This window comes from Kordiimonas lipolytica (assembly GCF_042651265.1).
Lineage (GTDB): Bacteria > Pseudomonadota > Alphaproteobacteria > Sphingomonadales > Kordiimonadaceae > Kordiimonas > Kordiimonas lipolytica.
On the sequence record NZ_JBHSCR010000013.1, the window covers coordinates 121699 to 137247 of the forward strand.

Consider the following 15549-nt stretch of genomic DNA (forward strand, 5'->3'; position numbering starts at 1 on the left):
CCTAGTTGAACATCACCTGATAATAAGCGCCTTCCGGCAGGTTCGCCGGGCGCATCATCCGGTGGATCATCAGGCCGTCAAGCGACCCGTCCTCGAGCCCGGCAATGCTGCCTTTGAATTCGAGGGTTTGCTGCATCAGGTGCGCCTCATCCACATCCGCCCGGAAAATCAGGATAAAGGGCGTGCGCTTGCTGTCCGGCCCGGCCGATAGCGGTTTCTCCTTGCATTCCATCAAGGTAACCGGCATGGCCAGGTCACCCGCAACAAACTGATAGTCCTTTTCTATGCCGCCATCGAAAAGCTGCGCATTGGCAGTTGCGATTGAAAGCGATGCTGTTTCTGTGCTCGTCATAATATTCTCCCTAATTGGTACCACCCATGTCCGCCTCCCCGAAGGCGGATGGGCGCCGCGCGGACGCGGCCCCCGATAGCTCATGATCGCATCAGGAACGTGATGGATATAGGCCCTCAAGGCACATGCTATAGTGCACAGCCTGCGTTGGTTGCTGAATCGACACAGCCTGCGTCGCCTGCGGTGTATCCTGGATTGTCAGCGCGTTTGTATTGAAACCGCTGATAGCTGCATTCACACCGCCAATCGTGGCTTTTGTCGTCACTTCTGCCGGTGCCGTGTAGGCATTGCCCAGAGGCGAACCAAGACCACTTGCCGGAACGGCGAGATAGTCACCATCTGCTGGAGTCGCATCCTGGCCCGCGCTTGCAGACACACTAACGTTTACGCTAGCGCCACCACTCCCCGTATAGGTGAAACCGTGGGTGTGGTCCGGCATTTTTGAGAGCGACAGCACTTCATGATGCCAGCCCGGTTTGGCACCCATGACCCATGGCGAAAGGCCTGGGCTTTGCCCCCAGCCCATCGGCACACGCCCCCTCAGGTCAGGTAGGGTAAAGTCGGTCCGACAATCGCCTCCAAATCGACAGCCCAGAAGCGAAAACAGCGCGGAGAACTGGCCGATACTCAGATACTGGCCATTGCAAAGGCCCCATTCGGCTGGCGTAAATTGAAATCCGAGCGCTTTGATAACGCCCATATATTGTTCATACATGATAAATCTCCTGCTGCCCGTTAACCGAAATTGATTTCGTAAAGCACAACAGGGCGCGACTGGGTATCCTGCTCGTTTTCAACGACCGTCGCATCATCGGCTTTCTTCTTGGCTTTCGCGGGTGCCTTCTTCTTGGCAATCGCCGCAGCCTTCTTCATCGCCTCTGTGTTGAAATCGTCGCTTTCAGGATTGTCAGCCTTGTTGTCCACATACAGGCCTTCAAGCACGCCGACCTTCTCAAGCGTCAGGTCATAACAGCCATCAGGGGCTTGGTAGGACTCCGGTCCGCTCAGGACCACCGAGAAGGGCTTCTTACGGCAATCAGAAGGGCGTGCATCGTCCTTCTTCAGCTTGGCCTCATGGACCTCCTCAACCGTCAATTCAATGTCCGGGCCGTCCATGATCGTCAGGGTCACTTTTGACCCGATGAGATCCTTGAAATTTTTTGATGTTACCTTGTCCAGCATAGCTAAACCTCCTTATTTAAGGGCTGGATAATCCGTCCCTTGGGGTTAGCTGCGTGACGGGAACATACCCTGCATGCAGATGGCGAAGTTGATCACCGTGCTTGGTTGAACGATAGCGAACGGATAGTTCTGGCCTGTGTGCTGGATCGCGAAGGCGTTCGAATCGAACCCGCCGCCCCCGGATACGGTTACACCACCAATGGCTGCCGTAGCCGTGACCTCTGCTGGTGCCGTATAGGCGTTGCCGAGAGGCGAACCAAGACCACTTGCCGGAACGGCGAGATAGTCACCATCTGCCGGCGTTGGCTTTTTGCCGCCTGCGGTGGATACCTCAACCTGGACAATATTGGTGCCGCCACCACCACCTGCGTAGGAGTGGGCGTGCGTGTGGGACGGCAGATGGGTTGCGTTCAGCGTAACCGTTTCCGTACCCACCTTCTGGCCCATGGTGTAAGGTGGCAGGCCCGGCCCTGTGCCCCAGCCCATTGGAACGCGGCCACGCAGTTCAGGCAGGCCAAAGGTGCTGCGGCCATCACCGCCAAAGGCAGTCCCCAACAGCGAGAAAAGCGCCGTATTCTGGCTGATTGCGATCAGCGCGCCAGCACACGCCCCATAATGAAGCGGTGTAAAGTTGAAACCAAGAGCCTCAATGACCCCGAGATAGCCTTCCATAGGATTTCCCCTAACATGATTGGAATGTATGTCGAAACTCGAAAAACACACGCATAACAAGAACGTGGATTGAAACCTTAAGATTAGACGCAGTCAACTTATTAGTGCTGAAGTTTTCATGACGTCTCGAAAAACGGTTGTTCTTTTTATGCCACCAATGACGGGAAGGCTTGGAACCCGGGGATTCATGCGGGCACACAAGGCAATCAAACCCAGCCCGCCATGAAATACAACCTGAATACAACGCGTAAATGCTTGGGTTTGTGTAAAATTATTGTTTGCTATGCAGTAATTCTTCACTATTTTGTATCGTGCACATGAATAAGCTCTGCTAAGTCAAAGTTTCGACCGCGCGCTTGTGACAGAAAAACCTGCACGTGTATTTGGGGGCAATGGGTACACTTGGGCATACTGCCAAAAGCTGCACGCGATAGCGCGCTTGGGGTTGTCTGCCAGTTTTCAACAATAGGGAAATATTATGGTAGACGGCTTTGGCGGCGCCACGACAACCAACACTTGTTTCAACCAATTTAGTGAATCCGACAAGGCTGTAGGGGAACAGTACCCCGCAGTATTGATCGTTGATTCGACGGTTGAAGATTCGGCGATCCTGCTTGACGGCCTTGTGCCAGGCACACATGTGGTACGGGCGGAAGCCGGAAAGTTGGCGGAAGTCGCCCGGGAGCTGGAAGCCCTGGCACCCACAAGTGCTGTCCATATCCTGACACACGGTGAACCCGGCGCCTTCACACTGGGGGGCGAGCGGATCGATGCCGCCAGCCTTGAAAGCGGCACCCCAATTGCACGCGCGCTGGCCCATGTTGCCGCCACTGCCAGCAGCATCGCCCTGTGGGCCTGTAATGTTGGTAAAAGCCAAATCGGCGCACGTTTCCTTGACGCCCTGTCAAACCTGACCGGCGCAAGTGTGTATGCATCAGACCAACCTGTTGGTGCCTCCTCTGGCGGCGGCAGCTGGCATATTGGCATACAGTCGCCTTTTACCATGCAGGCACAGACAGCCTATCCGCATACGCTGCCAACCATCGGCACCACCAACTTTGGTACAGGCCTCACCGCACTCTCGACAGACAGTGCCGGCCCAGCCACAAACGTAGGCGGCTCAGGTCTGTCGGCCAGCTATTCCGGCGATACGACAGGGGTTGATATCGTTATCGGTGACCCGCAAAACCTGGCGTCCGTTGATGCTGACGGTAATACCCAATATGGCGAAGGTACCGCGGGTACAGATAGTTCGCTGGTTTTCGGTAATTTCGCCGGAGCTGGCGGCGTCGCAGGCACCGTACAAACCATCAACTATATCTCGCTTAAATCCGACAACGGTACAGACACATTCAATCTGGATGGTTTCTCAATTTATTATCGCGGCACCGCCGGCCAGACCTTCACCGTTACCGCGCACGATGCTTCGGGTACCCAAATTGGATCGGGTATCACCCTCAACAGCTTTACCACTTCTACCGATAACGCTTTTGAAAACTATACAGTTGGATACCAAGCGGTTTCCGACGGTACTCTTGGGTCTAACTTCAACAACATCGTTGAATTTCGCATTACGCCCTCAGACCCATCTACCATGGCGTTCGTCGGACTGGATGATATTGTTGTCTCAGCAGCAATCACCAATAGCGCGCCGGACCTGGGCGGCACGCCGCTAGACGATACAGCCACGGAGGATGTAGCCACCGCGATCGACCTGTCTGCCTACAATGTGTCAGACAGCGACGGTGACACCATCACGCTCACCCTTGCGGTTGACCGGGGCACGATTGCCTCGACCGACGGCAACGGCACAACGGCAGGTGTAACGGTCGCCACCTCGGGCACAACATCGATGACGCTGCAGGGTAGCGCTGCTGACCTGAATACATATCTGAACGACACCACAAAGATCACCTTCACGACGGACAGCAACGACACCACGTCGGCAACGCTGACGGTCACGCCGAATGACGGCACGGAAGACGGCACGGCCGACACCGTCACCATCTCAATTTCAGCCGTGAATGATGACCCGGGCGCCACAGGCGTGCCAACCGATGTGACGGTCACGGAAGACACGGCCTCGAACGTGGACCTTTCCGCCACCAGCTTCAGCGACGTGGACAGCGCTAGCATTACCGTAACGCTAGCCCTCAGTGGCGGCACCTTCAGCTCACCGGCCAACGGCGCAGGCGCTGGCGCAGGCGTCACGGCAACGCTGGTGAACGCCACCACCATTACGCTCGCGGGTGCGCCTGCCGACATCAGCACCTATCTCGATACCGCATCGAACATCCAATATACCGGCGCATCCAACGTGAACGGCAACGATGCCGCCACAATCACGGTTACAGCCAATGACGGTGACGGCTCCGGCAATGTGGCCATGGGCACCGTCAACCTGGACATCACAGCAGTCAATGACGACCCGACCATCTCTGGCCTCGTGACAGATGTGACGGTCACCGAAGACACAGCCAGCAATGTGGATTTTTCGGCCGTTACTTTCGCTGACGTGGACAGCGCCAGCATGACCGTAACCCTGACCGCGAGCGCGGGCACCTTCAGCGCGCCGGGCGAAGGCGCAGGCGTTGGTGGCGGCGTCACGGAAACGCTGGTCAACAGCACCACCATCACGCTGGTAGGCGCACCAGCCGACATCAGTACCTATCTCGATACCGCATCGAACATCCAATATACCGGCGCATCGAACGCGAACGGTAACGACGCGGCGACCATTACTGTGACCGGCAATGACGGCGACGGCTCCGGCGATGTCGCGCTCGGTACCGTTAATGTGGACATCACGGCGGCTAATGACGCGCCGGTTCTGAACCCCGCCTTTACGCCGACCCTGACGGCGATTGATGAAGATGTCCTTGATGCCAGCAACTCAGGTGCGACGGTGGCCGCCATTGTGGCCGACGGCTCGATCACCGATGTGGATGGCGCCGCCCCCGAATCCATTGCTGTCACAGCCGTGGACAACACCAACGGCACCTGGCAGTTCTCCACCGACGGCGGCACAAACTGGACCAGCATCAATTCAGGCACCACGAGCGACAGCAATGCGCTTCTGCTGGACAGCACAGACATGCTGCGCTTCGTCCCGGGCGCGGACTATAGCGGCTCATCCACCATCACCTTCCGGGGGTGGGACCAGACTTCGGGTGCAGCTGGCACTTTCGTGGATGCCTCCACCAATGGCGGCACCACGGCCTTCTCAAGCTCTACTGATACGGCAAGCGTTACGGTGAATGCGGTCAATGATGTGCCTGTCTTCACCGGCCTTGACGGCACGCCAAGCTTCACCGAAGGCGGTAGTGTTGTCGCCCTAGACGGCAACGTCACTATCTCTGACGCCGAACTGGACAGCCTCAACGGCGGCAGCGGCGACTATAGCGGTGCATCGCTCACGGTTTTGCGCAATGGCGGTGCGAATGCCAATGACAGCCTTTCGGTTGTCTCAGGTGGCAACCTGACGGTTGCGGGCGGCCCGAACGGTGGCGGCACCATTACCGCGGGCGGTAGTGTTATCGCGACTATCTCGAACGCTGGCGACGACGATGAGCTGACCATCACATTCCAAGACGTTGGCACCACGCCGACCACGGCGCTGGTGAACGAGGTGATGCAGGCCATTCGCTACTCGAACAGCAGCAACGACCCGGCAGCCAGCGTGCAGATTGACTGGTCGCTCTCTGACGGCAACTCCGCCAACGCGCAAGGCTCGGGCGACAACCCTGGTATCGCCACCGGCTCAACCACTGTATCCATCACCGGCGTCAATGACGCACCGACACTGAGCGCCACGGGCAGCGACCCGAACTTCATTGAAGGCGGCGCCAATAGCGACCTGTTCTCCGGCGTCACAGCAGACACGGTTGAGGCTGGCCAAACCATCACGAGCATGACGCTGACTGTCACCAACGTCAGCGACGGTGCGGATGAAACCTTGACGTTCGATGGCTCTACCATCCAGCTAACGAATGGCAATGTTGTGAATACTGCCACCAATGGCCTGACGGTATCCGTCAGCGTTGTGGGCACCACCGCAACAGTGAGCTTCACCGGCGCCACCCTGACCGAGGCCCAGTTCCAGACGCTGGTGGATGGGATGGCCTATGCCAATGCCAGCGATGACCCGACGACGGCTGGAAACCGTGTGGTTACGATCACCGGCATCGCCGACAGCGGCGGCACAGCGAACGGTGGCAGCGACACAGCGGCACCAAACATCACATCGACTGTGTCTCTCACGGCAGTCAACGACGCCCCGGGCATCGCGAACCTCAATGGTGACAGCGCCAGCGAAATTATTGCCGGACCTAGTGCCCAGGACGTAACAGATCTGAATGACGTTACCGTCACCAACGTGGATTCAGCCGATTATAACGGCGGGTCCCTGACCCTGTCGCAACTCAGTGGCACAGCAAACGGTAACTGGGGTGTTGACGGCACTACTGTGACCTCCGGCGGCGACGGCACCATCGCAGCGGGCGAGACCATCAGTGTGGGCGGCACGGCGATCGGTACGGTCCATGCCACGAACGACGGCCAGGGCGGCAGCACGCTGCAAATCGACTTCGATACCGCCAATGCCACCTCTGCCAATATCCAGACATTGATCCGCGCCCTGACCTTTGAAGGGCCATCCGGCATTGGCGCACGTGCATTCACGCTGACCCTGAATGACGGCGACGGCACCGCGAACGGCGGTGACGAAGACACCGCAGCCACCTTTACGCTGACCGTAACGCCAAATCCACCTGTGATCAGCAATGTGGACGGCGACAGCTTCACCTTCACCGAAGGCGATAGCGCAACCCTAATTGACGTCAGCAGCAATGCCACACTTACGGATGCGGATTCCGCCAACTTTGACGGCGGCAACCTGACAGCCACCTTCCAGTCGGGCGGACAGGCCGCGGAAGACCTGCTGACCTTCGACACGTCCGGCACCGTGTCCCTCGCGGGCACAACGGCAGGCTCCAATGTCTCCGTCGGCGGTACGATTGTTGGCACCCTTGGCAATAATATCGCTGCGGGAAATGACCTGGTGGTCAACTTCAACACCGATGCCACACCGGCGCGCGTTCAGGACCTCCTGCGCGCGATCCAGTATGACAATACGGGCGGGGACAATCCGACAGACGGCGACCGCGTTGTGCGCGTCACCATTGTCGATGCGGGTACGGACCCGGCTTCCGGTTCGGCAGACATCACGATCAATGTTGATCCTGTCAACGACAACCCAACAGGCGCCACCCTGCCAACGGATGTGACTGTCACAGAAGACACGGCCAGCGATGTGGATCTTTCCGCCGCCAACTTCACGGACGACGATAGTGCCTCCATTACCGTGACGCTCACGATTGATGACGGCACCTTCAGCTCACCCGCCAGTGGCGCGGCTGTCGGCGCAGGCGTCACGGCAACACTGGTGAATGCCACCACCATCACACTGGTCGGCGATGCGGACGATATCGACACCTATCTCGATACTGCCTCCCGCATCCAGTATACCGGCTCGTCAAACACCAACGGCAATGACGCGGCCACCATTACAGTGACGGCCAATGATGGCGACGGCTCTGGCAATGTGGCCATCGGCACCGTCAATATCGACATCACGGCGGTGAACGACGACCCAACGGGCGCCACGCTACCAACGGATGTGACCGTAACAGAGGACACAGCCAGCAATGTGGATCTTTCCACCGCCAACTTCGGCGATGTGGACAGCGCCAGCATCACCGTGACACTCACGATCGATGACGGCACCTTCAGCACACCGGCCGACGGCGCGGGCGTGGGCGCAGGCGTCACCGAAACACTGGTGAACGCTACCACCATCACGCTGGTGGGTGCGCCAGACGATATCGATACCTATCTCGATACAGCGTCCCGCATTCAGTATACCGGCAGTGCGGATACCAATGGTGACAATGCAGCGACCCTTACCGTGACCGCAAATGACGGTGACGGCTCCGGCGATGTGGCCATCGGCACCGTCAATATCGACATCACGGCAGTCAATGACGATCCAACGGGCGCAACCTTGCCAACAGATGTGACCGTCATAGAGGACACGGCCAGCGATGTGGATCTGTCTGCCGCCAACTTCGGCGACGTGGACAGCGCCAGCATCACCGTGACGCTCAGCATTGATGCAGGCACCTTCAGCACACCGGCCGACGGCGCGGGCGTGGGCGGCGGCGTCACGGCAACACTGGTGAACGCAACTACCATCACGCTCGCAGGTGCGCCGGACGATATCGATACCTATCTCGATACCGCCTCCCGCATCCAGTATACAACGGCTGCGGACGTTGATACTGCAGATGCCGCCACCATTACCGTTACGGCAAATGACGGCGACGGGTCGGGCGACGTTGCCATCGGCACGGTCAGCGTGGATGTCACTGGCGTCAACGACCTGCCAACCAGCAGCGGCGGCTCGATCGCGACGGCTGAGGACACCAGCAAGGCCTTTGCGGAAAGCAACTTCAACTTCAGCGATGTAGACACGGGCGACACGCTCCAGAGTGTCCGGATCGACACGCTGCCAAGCACCGGCACGCTGAAGCTTTCCGGTGTCGCTGTCACGGCTGGCGACGTGATCGCCGTCGCCGACATCGGCAACCTGACCTACAGCCCACCATCGAACCAGTCTGGCTCCACCAGCTTTACCTACACCGTCAATGACGGCACGGGCTTTGCGACCAGCACAGCGACAATGAATGTTTCTGTTTCGGCCCGCAACGACGCGCCAAACAACATCAGCCTGTCAAACAGCAGCGTGAAGGAAACTGTCCCGGGCGCCGTGATCGGCACCGTAAGCGCGACCGACGTGGACGACAATGTATTGACCTACACTGTCAGCGACAGCCGCTTCATCATCGATGCGAACAACCAGCTGAAGCTGAAAGCTGGCGAGACACTGGATTTCGAGACCGAAAGCACGGTTACCGTGACACTCACTGCCACCGACGACGAAGGCGCATCCGACAGCGACGACTTCACCATCACTGTTATTGATGTCAACGAAATTACGGGCGGCAATGACCCTGACACCCTTGATGGCGGCGACGATGATGACTTCGTCCTGGCCCTTGGCGGCAACGACCGCGTCAACACCGGCAACGGACGTGACACGATCGACGGCGGCGATGGCAACGACGATATCAACGGCGGCGGCGACGACGACTTCCTCAAGGGCGGCACCGGCAACGATACAGTCGATGGCGGGTCAGGCAATGACCTTGTTTATGCCGGCCTGGGTGACCTTGGCAATGACACGGTGCTCGGCAGCGGCGGGTTCGACAGCCTTGGCGGTGGCGCCGGGGACGATTCCATCAACGGCGGCGACAATGACGACCTCCTGTGGGGCCGGTTTGGCAGCGACACCGTTGACGGCGGCACCGGCGACGACATGCTTTATAACGGTGAAGGCAGCGACACCGTCATCGGCGGCTCCGGTGATGACACCCTTTGGGCCGGCAACGATGACGACTTGCTCTCTGGCGGCGACGGCGATGACGTCTTCATCTTCGGCGCCAACTCCGGCAATGACACCATCACCGACTTCGAAGTCGCAAACGACGCCCTGGACCTGCAATATAGCGGCGCGGGCTTTGGCGCGCTGGCGGATGTCCAGGCAGCCGCAAGCGATGTCACGCAGAACGGCCAGGACGGCCTGTTGATCGATCTTGGAAACGGCCAGAGCGTGTTCCTGGTCGGCCTGGATACCGGCGATCTGGCGAGTATGACTATCACGATATAGCCTAAACGCTCGGGACTGGCGGCACTTTGTCGCCGGTCCCTTTTTTACCCCACACATATCTGGCTTCAGGCTGAAAAACGCGTCATGATGACATCATGAATGTGATGCTCGCGCTTTTCCTGTTCCTTCTGCTGGCCCGCTTTGGCGGCTTTGTCGCAGAGCGCGCACGCCTGCCCGTGTCCGTGGGTGAAATGATGGCCGGCGTGCTGATCGCCATGGCCGCCAGCAATTTCGGCGACAGCGTTCCTTTCCTGCCTGCCATCATCAAGGATGAATTCGTGGCCGCTGCGGCTGATATCGCGGTGTTTTTCCTTGTGCTGTTGGCGGGTATTGAGCTGGAACCGCGTGAGATCGCACAGGCCTCGGGCAAGGCCTTGTGGATTGCCCTCGGGGGGGTGCTGGTGCCGCTGGTGGGCGGTGTGTGGCTGGCGTGGGAATGGCTGCCCATGGGGCCGGAACACCATAGCCAGGCTCTGGTGACCGGTGTTGTGCTTTCGATCACTGCGCTTCCGGTGGTGGTCAAGGTGCTGACCGACTTCAACAAGCTGAGAAGCAGTGCCGGTGAAATGGTCATCACCGCCGCGCTGTTTGACGACATTATCGGGCTGGTGCTGATCGCGCTCCTGCTGGCGATTGTGGAAACAGGCGGCCTGCCTGCCCCCGCCGACCTGGGCCTGATGGCGCTGAAGGTGGCAGCCTTCTTCACCATCACCATGCTTCTTGGGGTTCATGTCTATCCCCGCGTGCAGAAGGGCCTGAAGCTCATGAAGGCTTCGGCGATCGAGTTCAGCGCGCTTGTCACCGCGGCTCTCGGGTATGGCTGGCTCGCCGAAACCATGGGGCTGCACTGGGTGATTGGCGCTTTCATGGCAGGCCTGTATTTCGAAAAATCGCGGGTTGGCGGGCGCAGCTACACTGAAATTCTGGCCATTGTGAACACCATGGTACAAGGCGTTCTGGGGCCGCTCTTTTTCCTGTCGATGGGGCTTTACGTCGATATTGGCGCCGCCGGAGATATGCCTGCCCTCCTGGTCGGGCTGTTGGTGTTTGCACTGCTGAGCAAAATCGTTGGCGCCGGGGTGCCCGCGCTCTTTTTGGGCTTCAACCCCCGCGACGCCGTTATCATCGGCACCGGCATGGCCGCGCGGGGCGTGGTGGGCCTTGTGGTACTTGGTATCGCTGTGGACGCTGGTGTATTTAACGGCGCGGGCGATAACCCTGCCGGCACACCCCTGTTGACGGCGCTTGTGCTCGTCAGCGTGCTCACCACCGCACTTACGCCGCTCTTGTTGCAGCTGGTGCTCAGGAAAAATCAGACCAGGGGCTGAAGACCCGCCTCAGCGGAAGGCCGGGCCATGCGCCCAGGCAGCGAGTGAATAGCGCCGCCCCGCGGTCACAGGCGTCACCCGGTGGAGCACATAACTCGGGAAGGCCGTCAGTGTGCCGCGCGCGCGCACCTGCGCCGCCGGTGTGCCGTCAGCATTCACCTCAAGGCATCCGCCTTCATAGTCCGCCGGGTCCGAAAGCTGCAGCACCAGGCTGAGCTTGCGGCTGGCATTCAGGCCCTGTCGGCCAATATCGATATGCCAGTCATAGAAATCGCCGCCCTCTGCCGTCCCGTCATACCGCAACAGCTGGAAGCCTTCATCAAAGCCCATGAGCGCGAAATCGAACCAGCGCCGATTGAGAAGCGCGAGGCCCTCGATCAACCGGTCACCAAGCCACGGCAGGGTGTCATCATCCAGCCACAGGGTGCTGGCGGAGCGAATGCCTGATACCATCACGCCGCCGGTCAGACGCCCTGGCGCCATGCCTGCGGTCTCGCCATAGGCAATCAGGCGGTCACATTCCTCAGCGCTCAGAAAGTCAGGCAAACTAACAACCGCCTCCCTGCTGGACACGGCAGGCATGAAGCCGATATCGCCGCGCGGAGCCATGGTCTCAGCGGTCCAGATCGTAAAGGTCGATCAGGTCGGCGACGTCACCGACACTGACGCTGTATTTGCTGGCGATCTGGCCCATGGTGCGCCCACGCTTGAGCGCCGCCGCGAGTGTCGCTTCGTCGATCGGCCATTCATCGTCGTAGGAATCGCTATAGCTGGGCTCATAATCCAGCCCCAGCTCATCGTCAAAAAATCCAGACCGCGTCATCGCATTGCTCCAGAAGGGACTCGGCCCCGCATGGGACCGTTCATTTTTCTTCTGCGCTTGCGCTTTTCATTTGAAAAGCGGATAAATTAGATAGTTTATATCGAAAAAATCGATACATGAGGCAGTCATGGACATCATGCAGGCACGGACATTTCTGGCGGTTCTGGAAACCGGCACTTTCCTTGGTGCCGCCGAGAAGGTGAATGTGGCACAAAGTACAGTCAGCGCCCGGATCAAGGCGCTTGAGGACATGCTTGGGCAGGAGCTGTTTGTGCGCAACAAGACGGGCGCCGCACCCACACGCGCCGGCCAGGCGTTTGCCCGCCATGCCCGCGCCATCCAACGCCAGTGGGACCAGGCAAAACTGGCGGTCGCCATGCCCGAAGGCCAGCAGAAGATGCTGACAATCGGCGGCCAGCCCAGCCTGTGGGATGGCTTCCTTCTGCACTGGCTGCCCTGGATGCGGAGCCACGCGCCCAAAGTGGCCATTCGCGCCCAGATGATTGCATCCTCAAGCCAGCTGATGCAGCAGCTGGTCGATGACACGCTGGACCTTGTGGTGCTGTATCGTCCCGAAGCCCGCCCGGGAACGGAAATCCGGCAGATATTTGAAGAACAGCTGGTGCTGGTGAGCAGTGCTTCTCCGCCCGAGCGTGGCAAAGAACCGGAATATGTCTATATTGATTGGGGGCCGGAGTTTGAGGCGGATCATGCGCTTAATTTCCCCAATGCCACGATGCCCAGCCTGAACCTGAATGTGGGGTCTCTCGGGATTTCCTTTCTGCTGAACAACATTGCATCGGGCTATTTTCCCATGCGCATCGCCGCACCCTACCTGGCGGCAGGCACCCTCACGCGTGTCGAGGGTGCGCCCATATTCACCTACCCGGTCTATGCAGCCTTCCCCGAGGATCACGACAGCGCCCTGATCGGCACAGTGCTTCAGGGGCTTCGGCAGATTGCCGCCGAAAGCCTTTCCTGACCCGCCCGTTTCACTACTCAACCGGCTATTGCCCGCATAATTTGTGTAACGTTTGCCGCGGTCGCAGCTTTTTTCTATAGTGGCCGCGTCCATTCGGGGAGGAGGGGACATTTCACGCCAGGGGAGCCTCACTGTGTCCATTTTCCGCCACACCCGCCTGCCTACCCTCATCTATGCCGCATTGACTTGCACCGTTGCTGCACCCGTATCTGGCGATGATACCGAAGGGGCGATGGAAGAAATCATCGTGCATGCCCGAAAGCGCGAGCAGGCCCTGACGGACACGCCGGTTTCCATCAGCGTGGTTGGCATGGCGGCAATCGAGGACTGGACACTGGTGTCGCTTGAGGACCTGGAACTGGCGGTCCCGAACCTGCGCACCGCGGCCCAGTTTGCCTACAATAATACCGTCTCATTGCGCGGCGTCGGCTCCTTCAGCCGCAACATCGGCTTTGACGAACGCGTCGGCCTGTATCTGGACGGCATCTATCTGGGGCCGTCTTACGGCCTGAACCAATCGCTGCTGGATATCGCGCAGGTGGAAGTGATGCGCGGACCACAGGGCACGTTTTTTGGCCGAAATTCCATCGCCGGGGCGGTGACGCTTGTCAGCCAGAAGCCGGGCCCCGATCTGGCCGGGCGGTTCCTTGCCCGCTATGGTCGGTTCGACACCCGCACTCTTGGCGGCAGCATCAATGTGCCGCTGTCGGATACGCTCTCTGCGAGCTTTTCTGCCAACCTCCATAAGCGCGACGGGTTAACCACCAATATTTTCGATGGCTCAAAAATCGATAACCGCAACAGGAACAGCCTGCGGGCACAAATGCTGTACCGTCCGTCAGACCAGTTCGAGGCGCACCTGAGCCTGGACCGGAACGAAATTGATGAGAGCATGCTGATCGGCGACCCGAACTCCGATACCTTCGGCATTTTCCCTGAAACAGCAGCCCCAAACGCCTTTGAGGTGGACTTCAACCGCGTACCCCGCCAGAGCGTGGTAACCAAAGGCGCGGGCCTCAGCCTGGCCTGGACCTTCGAGAGCGGTTTGGAGCTTCTCTCCCTCACCGGCCTTCGCGCCAATGATACAGGGCATTCCTACGACACGGACTATTCCAGCATTGATATCCTCTATCTGGATTACCGCGAAGACTATGGACATTTCTCGCAGGAACTGCGGCTGACATCACCAGAAGACAAACCGCTCGGCTATGTATTCGGCCTAACTTACCTGGACCAGAAAGGCGAGACCGACCGCCACGCCATCGGTGGGGCAGCAGCTTTCCTCCTGGGCGCCGCAGAGGGTGCTGATATGGCGAGCGTGGGGCGCGTAGACACTGAAGCCTGGGGGCTTTATGGCAGCCTGGACTACCGCCTCAATGACACACTCACCCTGTCGGCGGCGCTCAGATGGTCCCGTGACGAGAAGGCCGTGGACTGGGGCATCGACACAAGGGGCGCACCCGCTTTCGGGCTGGCAACAGGAACCCTTTTGGACACCAGGCACGATAGCGACATATCCCCCACCATCAGCGTAACCTATGAACCTAACAATGATTTCACTGCTTTCCTGCGCTATGGTGAAGGCTTCAAAAGTGGCGGCTATAACCTGGATTATGTCAGCGCCGCCATCTTCCCCGACCAGCTTGAATTCGACAAGGAAAGCGCCCGCAGCTATGAGGCCGGCCTCAAGGGCAACCTGTGGGATGGCCTTGGCTGGTTCAGTGCCACGGCCTTCTGGGTGGATTATCGGGACTTTCAGGTCAACCAGTTCCTGGACCAGGGCGGCGGCAGTACGGTTATCGTCATCGCGAACGCGGCCAAGGTGCGCACCAAAGGCATGGAGTTTGAACTGACGGCGACACCTGCGGAAGGCCTTTCCGCCTCAGCCTCGCTCGCGCTTCTCGATGCAGAATATCGCCAGTTCACCGATGGCGGCGTGGGTGCCACGGATGTTTCCGGCAACAAGCTTGAAGCGCCGGACGTGGAAGCCAGCTTGAGCATCGCTTATGAGCGCGCGGTCACTGAAGCCCTGATGGGCTTCTTAAACCTGAACGCTTCCTTCGCTGACGGCTATTTCATCACGCCGGACAATGTTTCCGAACAAACGCTTCTGGGTGGCAGCAAGGTGCCGTTCGGGCGGATATCCAGCCGGTCCCAACTGAACGCCAAGGTTGGCGTCAGTAGCCCGGCGGGCGGCTGGACCGCGGCATTCTGGCTTCAGAACGGATTTGGGGACGGCGGCACCGCGGCGAGCCTGAGGGACTTTTTCGGCACCATTGTGGAAGCCCAGACCGCCCCCAGAAGCTATGGGCTCGAGCTGACATACGCTTTCTAGCACGCTTGAGAGGCTTGACTTGAGCCTCCTCAGTTTCTAGCGTTCGTCGTGTAAAGGCTTGCCAAGAAAGGAAAGCGCCTCACACACTG

Annotated in this window: 10 protein-coding genes; 4 read left to right on the top strand and 6 right to left on the bottom strand. The window is 59.2% G+C overall.

The window, feature by feature from the left end:
- Position 1 precedes the first annotated feature (1 nt).
- The 4 genes from ACFO5Q_RS12280 to ACFO5Q_RS12295 all read right to left on the bottom strand — a co-directional run bounded on the left by ACFO5Q_RS12280 (position 2) and on the right by ACFO5Q_RS12295 (position 2206).
- On the bottom strand, positions 2 to 352 hold the full coding sequence (locus ACFO5Q_RS12280; protein WP_068149029.1) for a DUF6916 family protein: 351 nt from the start codon (positions 350 to 352) through the stop codon (positions 2 to 4).
- A 91-nt stretch (positions 353 to 443) separates the two neighbouring features.
- Positions 444 to 1067, bottom strand: a complete 624-nt coding sequence (locus ACFO5Q_RS12285; protein WP_068149031.1) for a phage tail protein — start codon at positions 1065 to 1067, stop codon at positions 444 to 446.
- A gap of 20 nt (positions 1068 to 1087) precedes the next feature.
- Positions 1088 to 1534, bottom strand: a complete 447-nt coding sequence (locus tag ACFO5Q_RS12290) for a DUF6916 family protein (RefSeq protein ID WP_068149034.1) — start codon at positions 1532 to 1534, stop codon at positions 1088 to 1090.
- Positions 1535 to 1579: 45 nt separating this feature from the next.
- Entirely contained in the window at positions 1580 to 2206 is a 627-nt protein-coding gene (locus ACFO5Q_RS12295) for a phage tail protein (RefSeq protein ID WP_068149038.1), read from the bottom strand.
- A gap of 478 nt (positions 2207 to 2684) precedes the next feature.
- Between ACFO5Q_RS12295 and ACFO5Q_RS12300 the strand changes: the two genes are divergently transcribed.
- Both ACFO5Q_RS12300 and ACFO5Q_RS12305 read left to right on the top strand, forming a co-directional pair.
- Positions 2685 to 9992, top strand: coding sequence for a DUF4347 domain-containing protein (locus ACFO5Q_RS12300; protein WP_068149041.1), 7308 nt, complete (start codon positions 2685 to 2687; stop codon positions 9990 to 9992).
- Between the two features lie 95 nt (positions 9993 to 10087).
- Positions 10088 to 11320: a cation:proton antiporter gene (locus ACFO5Q_RS12305; RefSeq protein WP_068149042.1), complete on the top strand. Its 1233-nt coding sequence runs from the start codon at positions 10088 to 10090 to the stop codon at positions 11318 to 11320.
- Positions 11321 to 11329: 9 nt separating this feature from the next.
- Here ACFO5Q_RS12305 and ACFO5Q_RS12310 read toward each other — a convergent pair whose 3' ends face one another.
- Together ACFO5Q_RS12310 and ACFO5Q_RS12315 are read right to left on the bottom strand one after the other, a co-directional pair.
- Entirely contained in the window at positions 11330 to 11929 is a 600-nt protein-coding gene (locus ACFO5Q_RS12310) for a 2OG-Fe(II) oxygenase (RefSeq protein WP_068149044.1), read from the bottom strand.
- 4 nt (positions 11930 to 11933) lie between these two features.
- The gene (locus ACFO5Q_RS12315) at positions 11934 to 12143 is read right to left on the bottom strand and encodes a hypothetical protein (RefSeq protein WP_068149046.1); all 210 of its coding nucleotides are present in this window, start codon (positions 12141 to 12143) and stop codon (positions 11934 to 11936) included.
- Between the two features lie 127 nt (positions 12144 to 12270).
- On the opposite strand from ACFO5Q_RS12315, the gene ACFO5Q_RS12320 reads away from it, so the two are divergent.
- Entirely contained in the window at positions 12271 to 13125 is an 855-nt protein-coding gene (locus tag ACFO5Q_RS12320; RefSeq protein ID WP_068149048.1) for a LysR family transcriptional regulator, read from the top strand.
- A 133-nt stretch (positions 13126 to 13258) separates the two neighbouring features.
- Positions 13259 to 15460, top strand: a complete 2202-nt coding sequence (locus tag ACFO5Q_RS12325; RefSeq protein ID WP_068149050.1) for a TonB-dependent receptor — start codon at positions 13259 to 13261, stop codon at positions 15458 to 15460.
- Positions 15461 to 15549 lie beyond the last annotated feature (89 nt).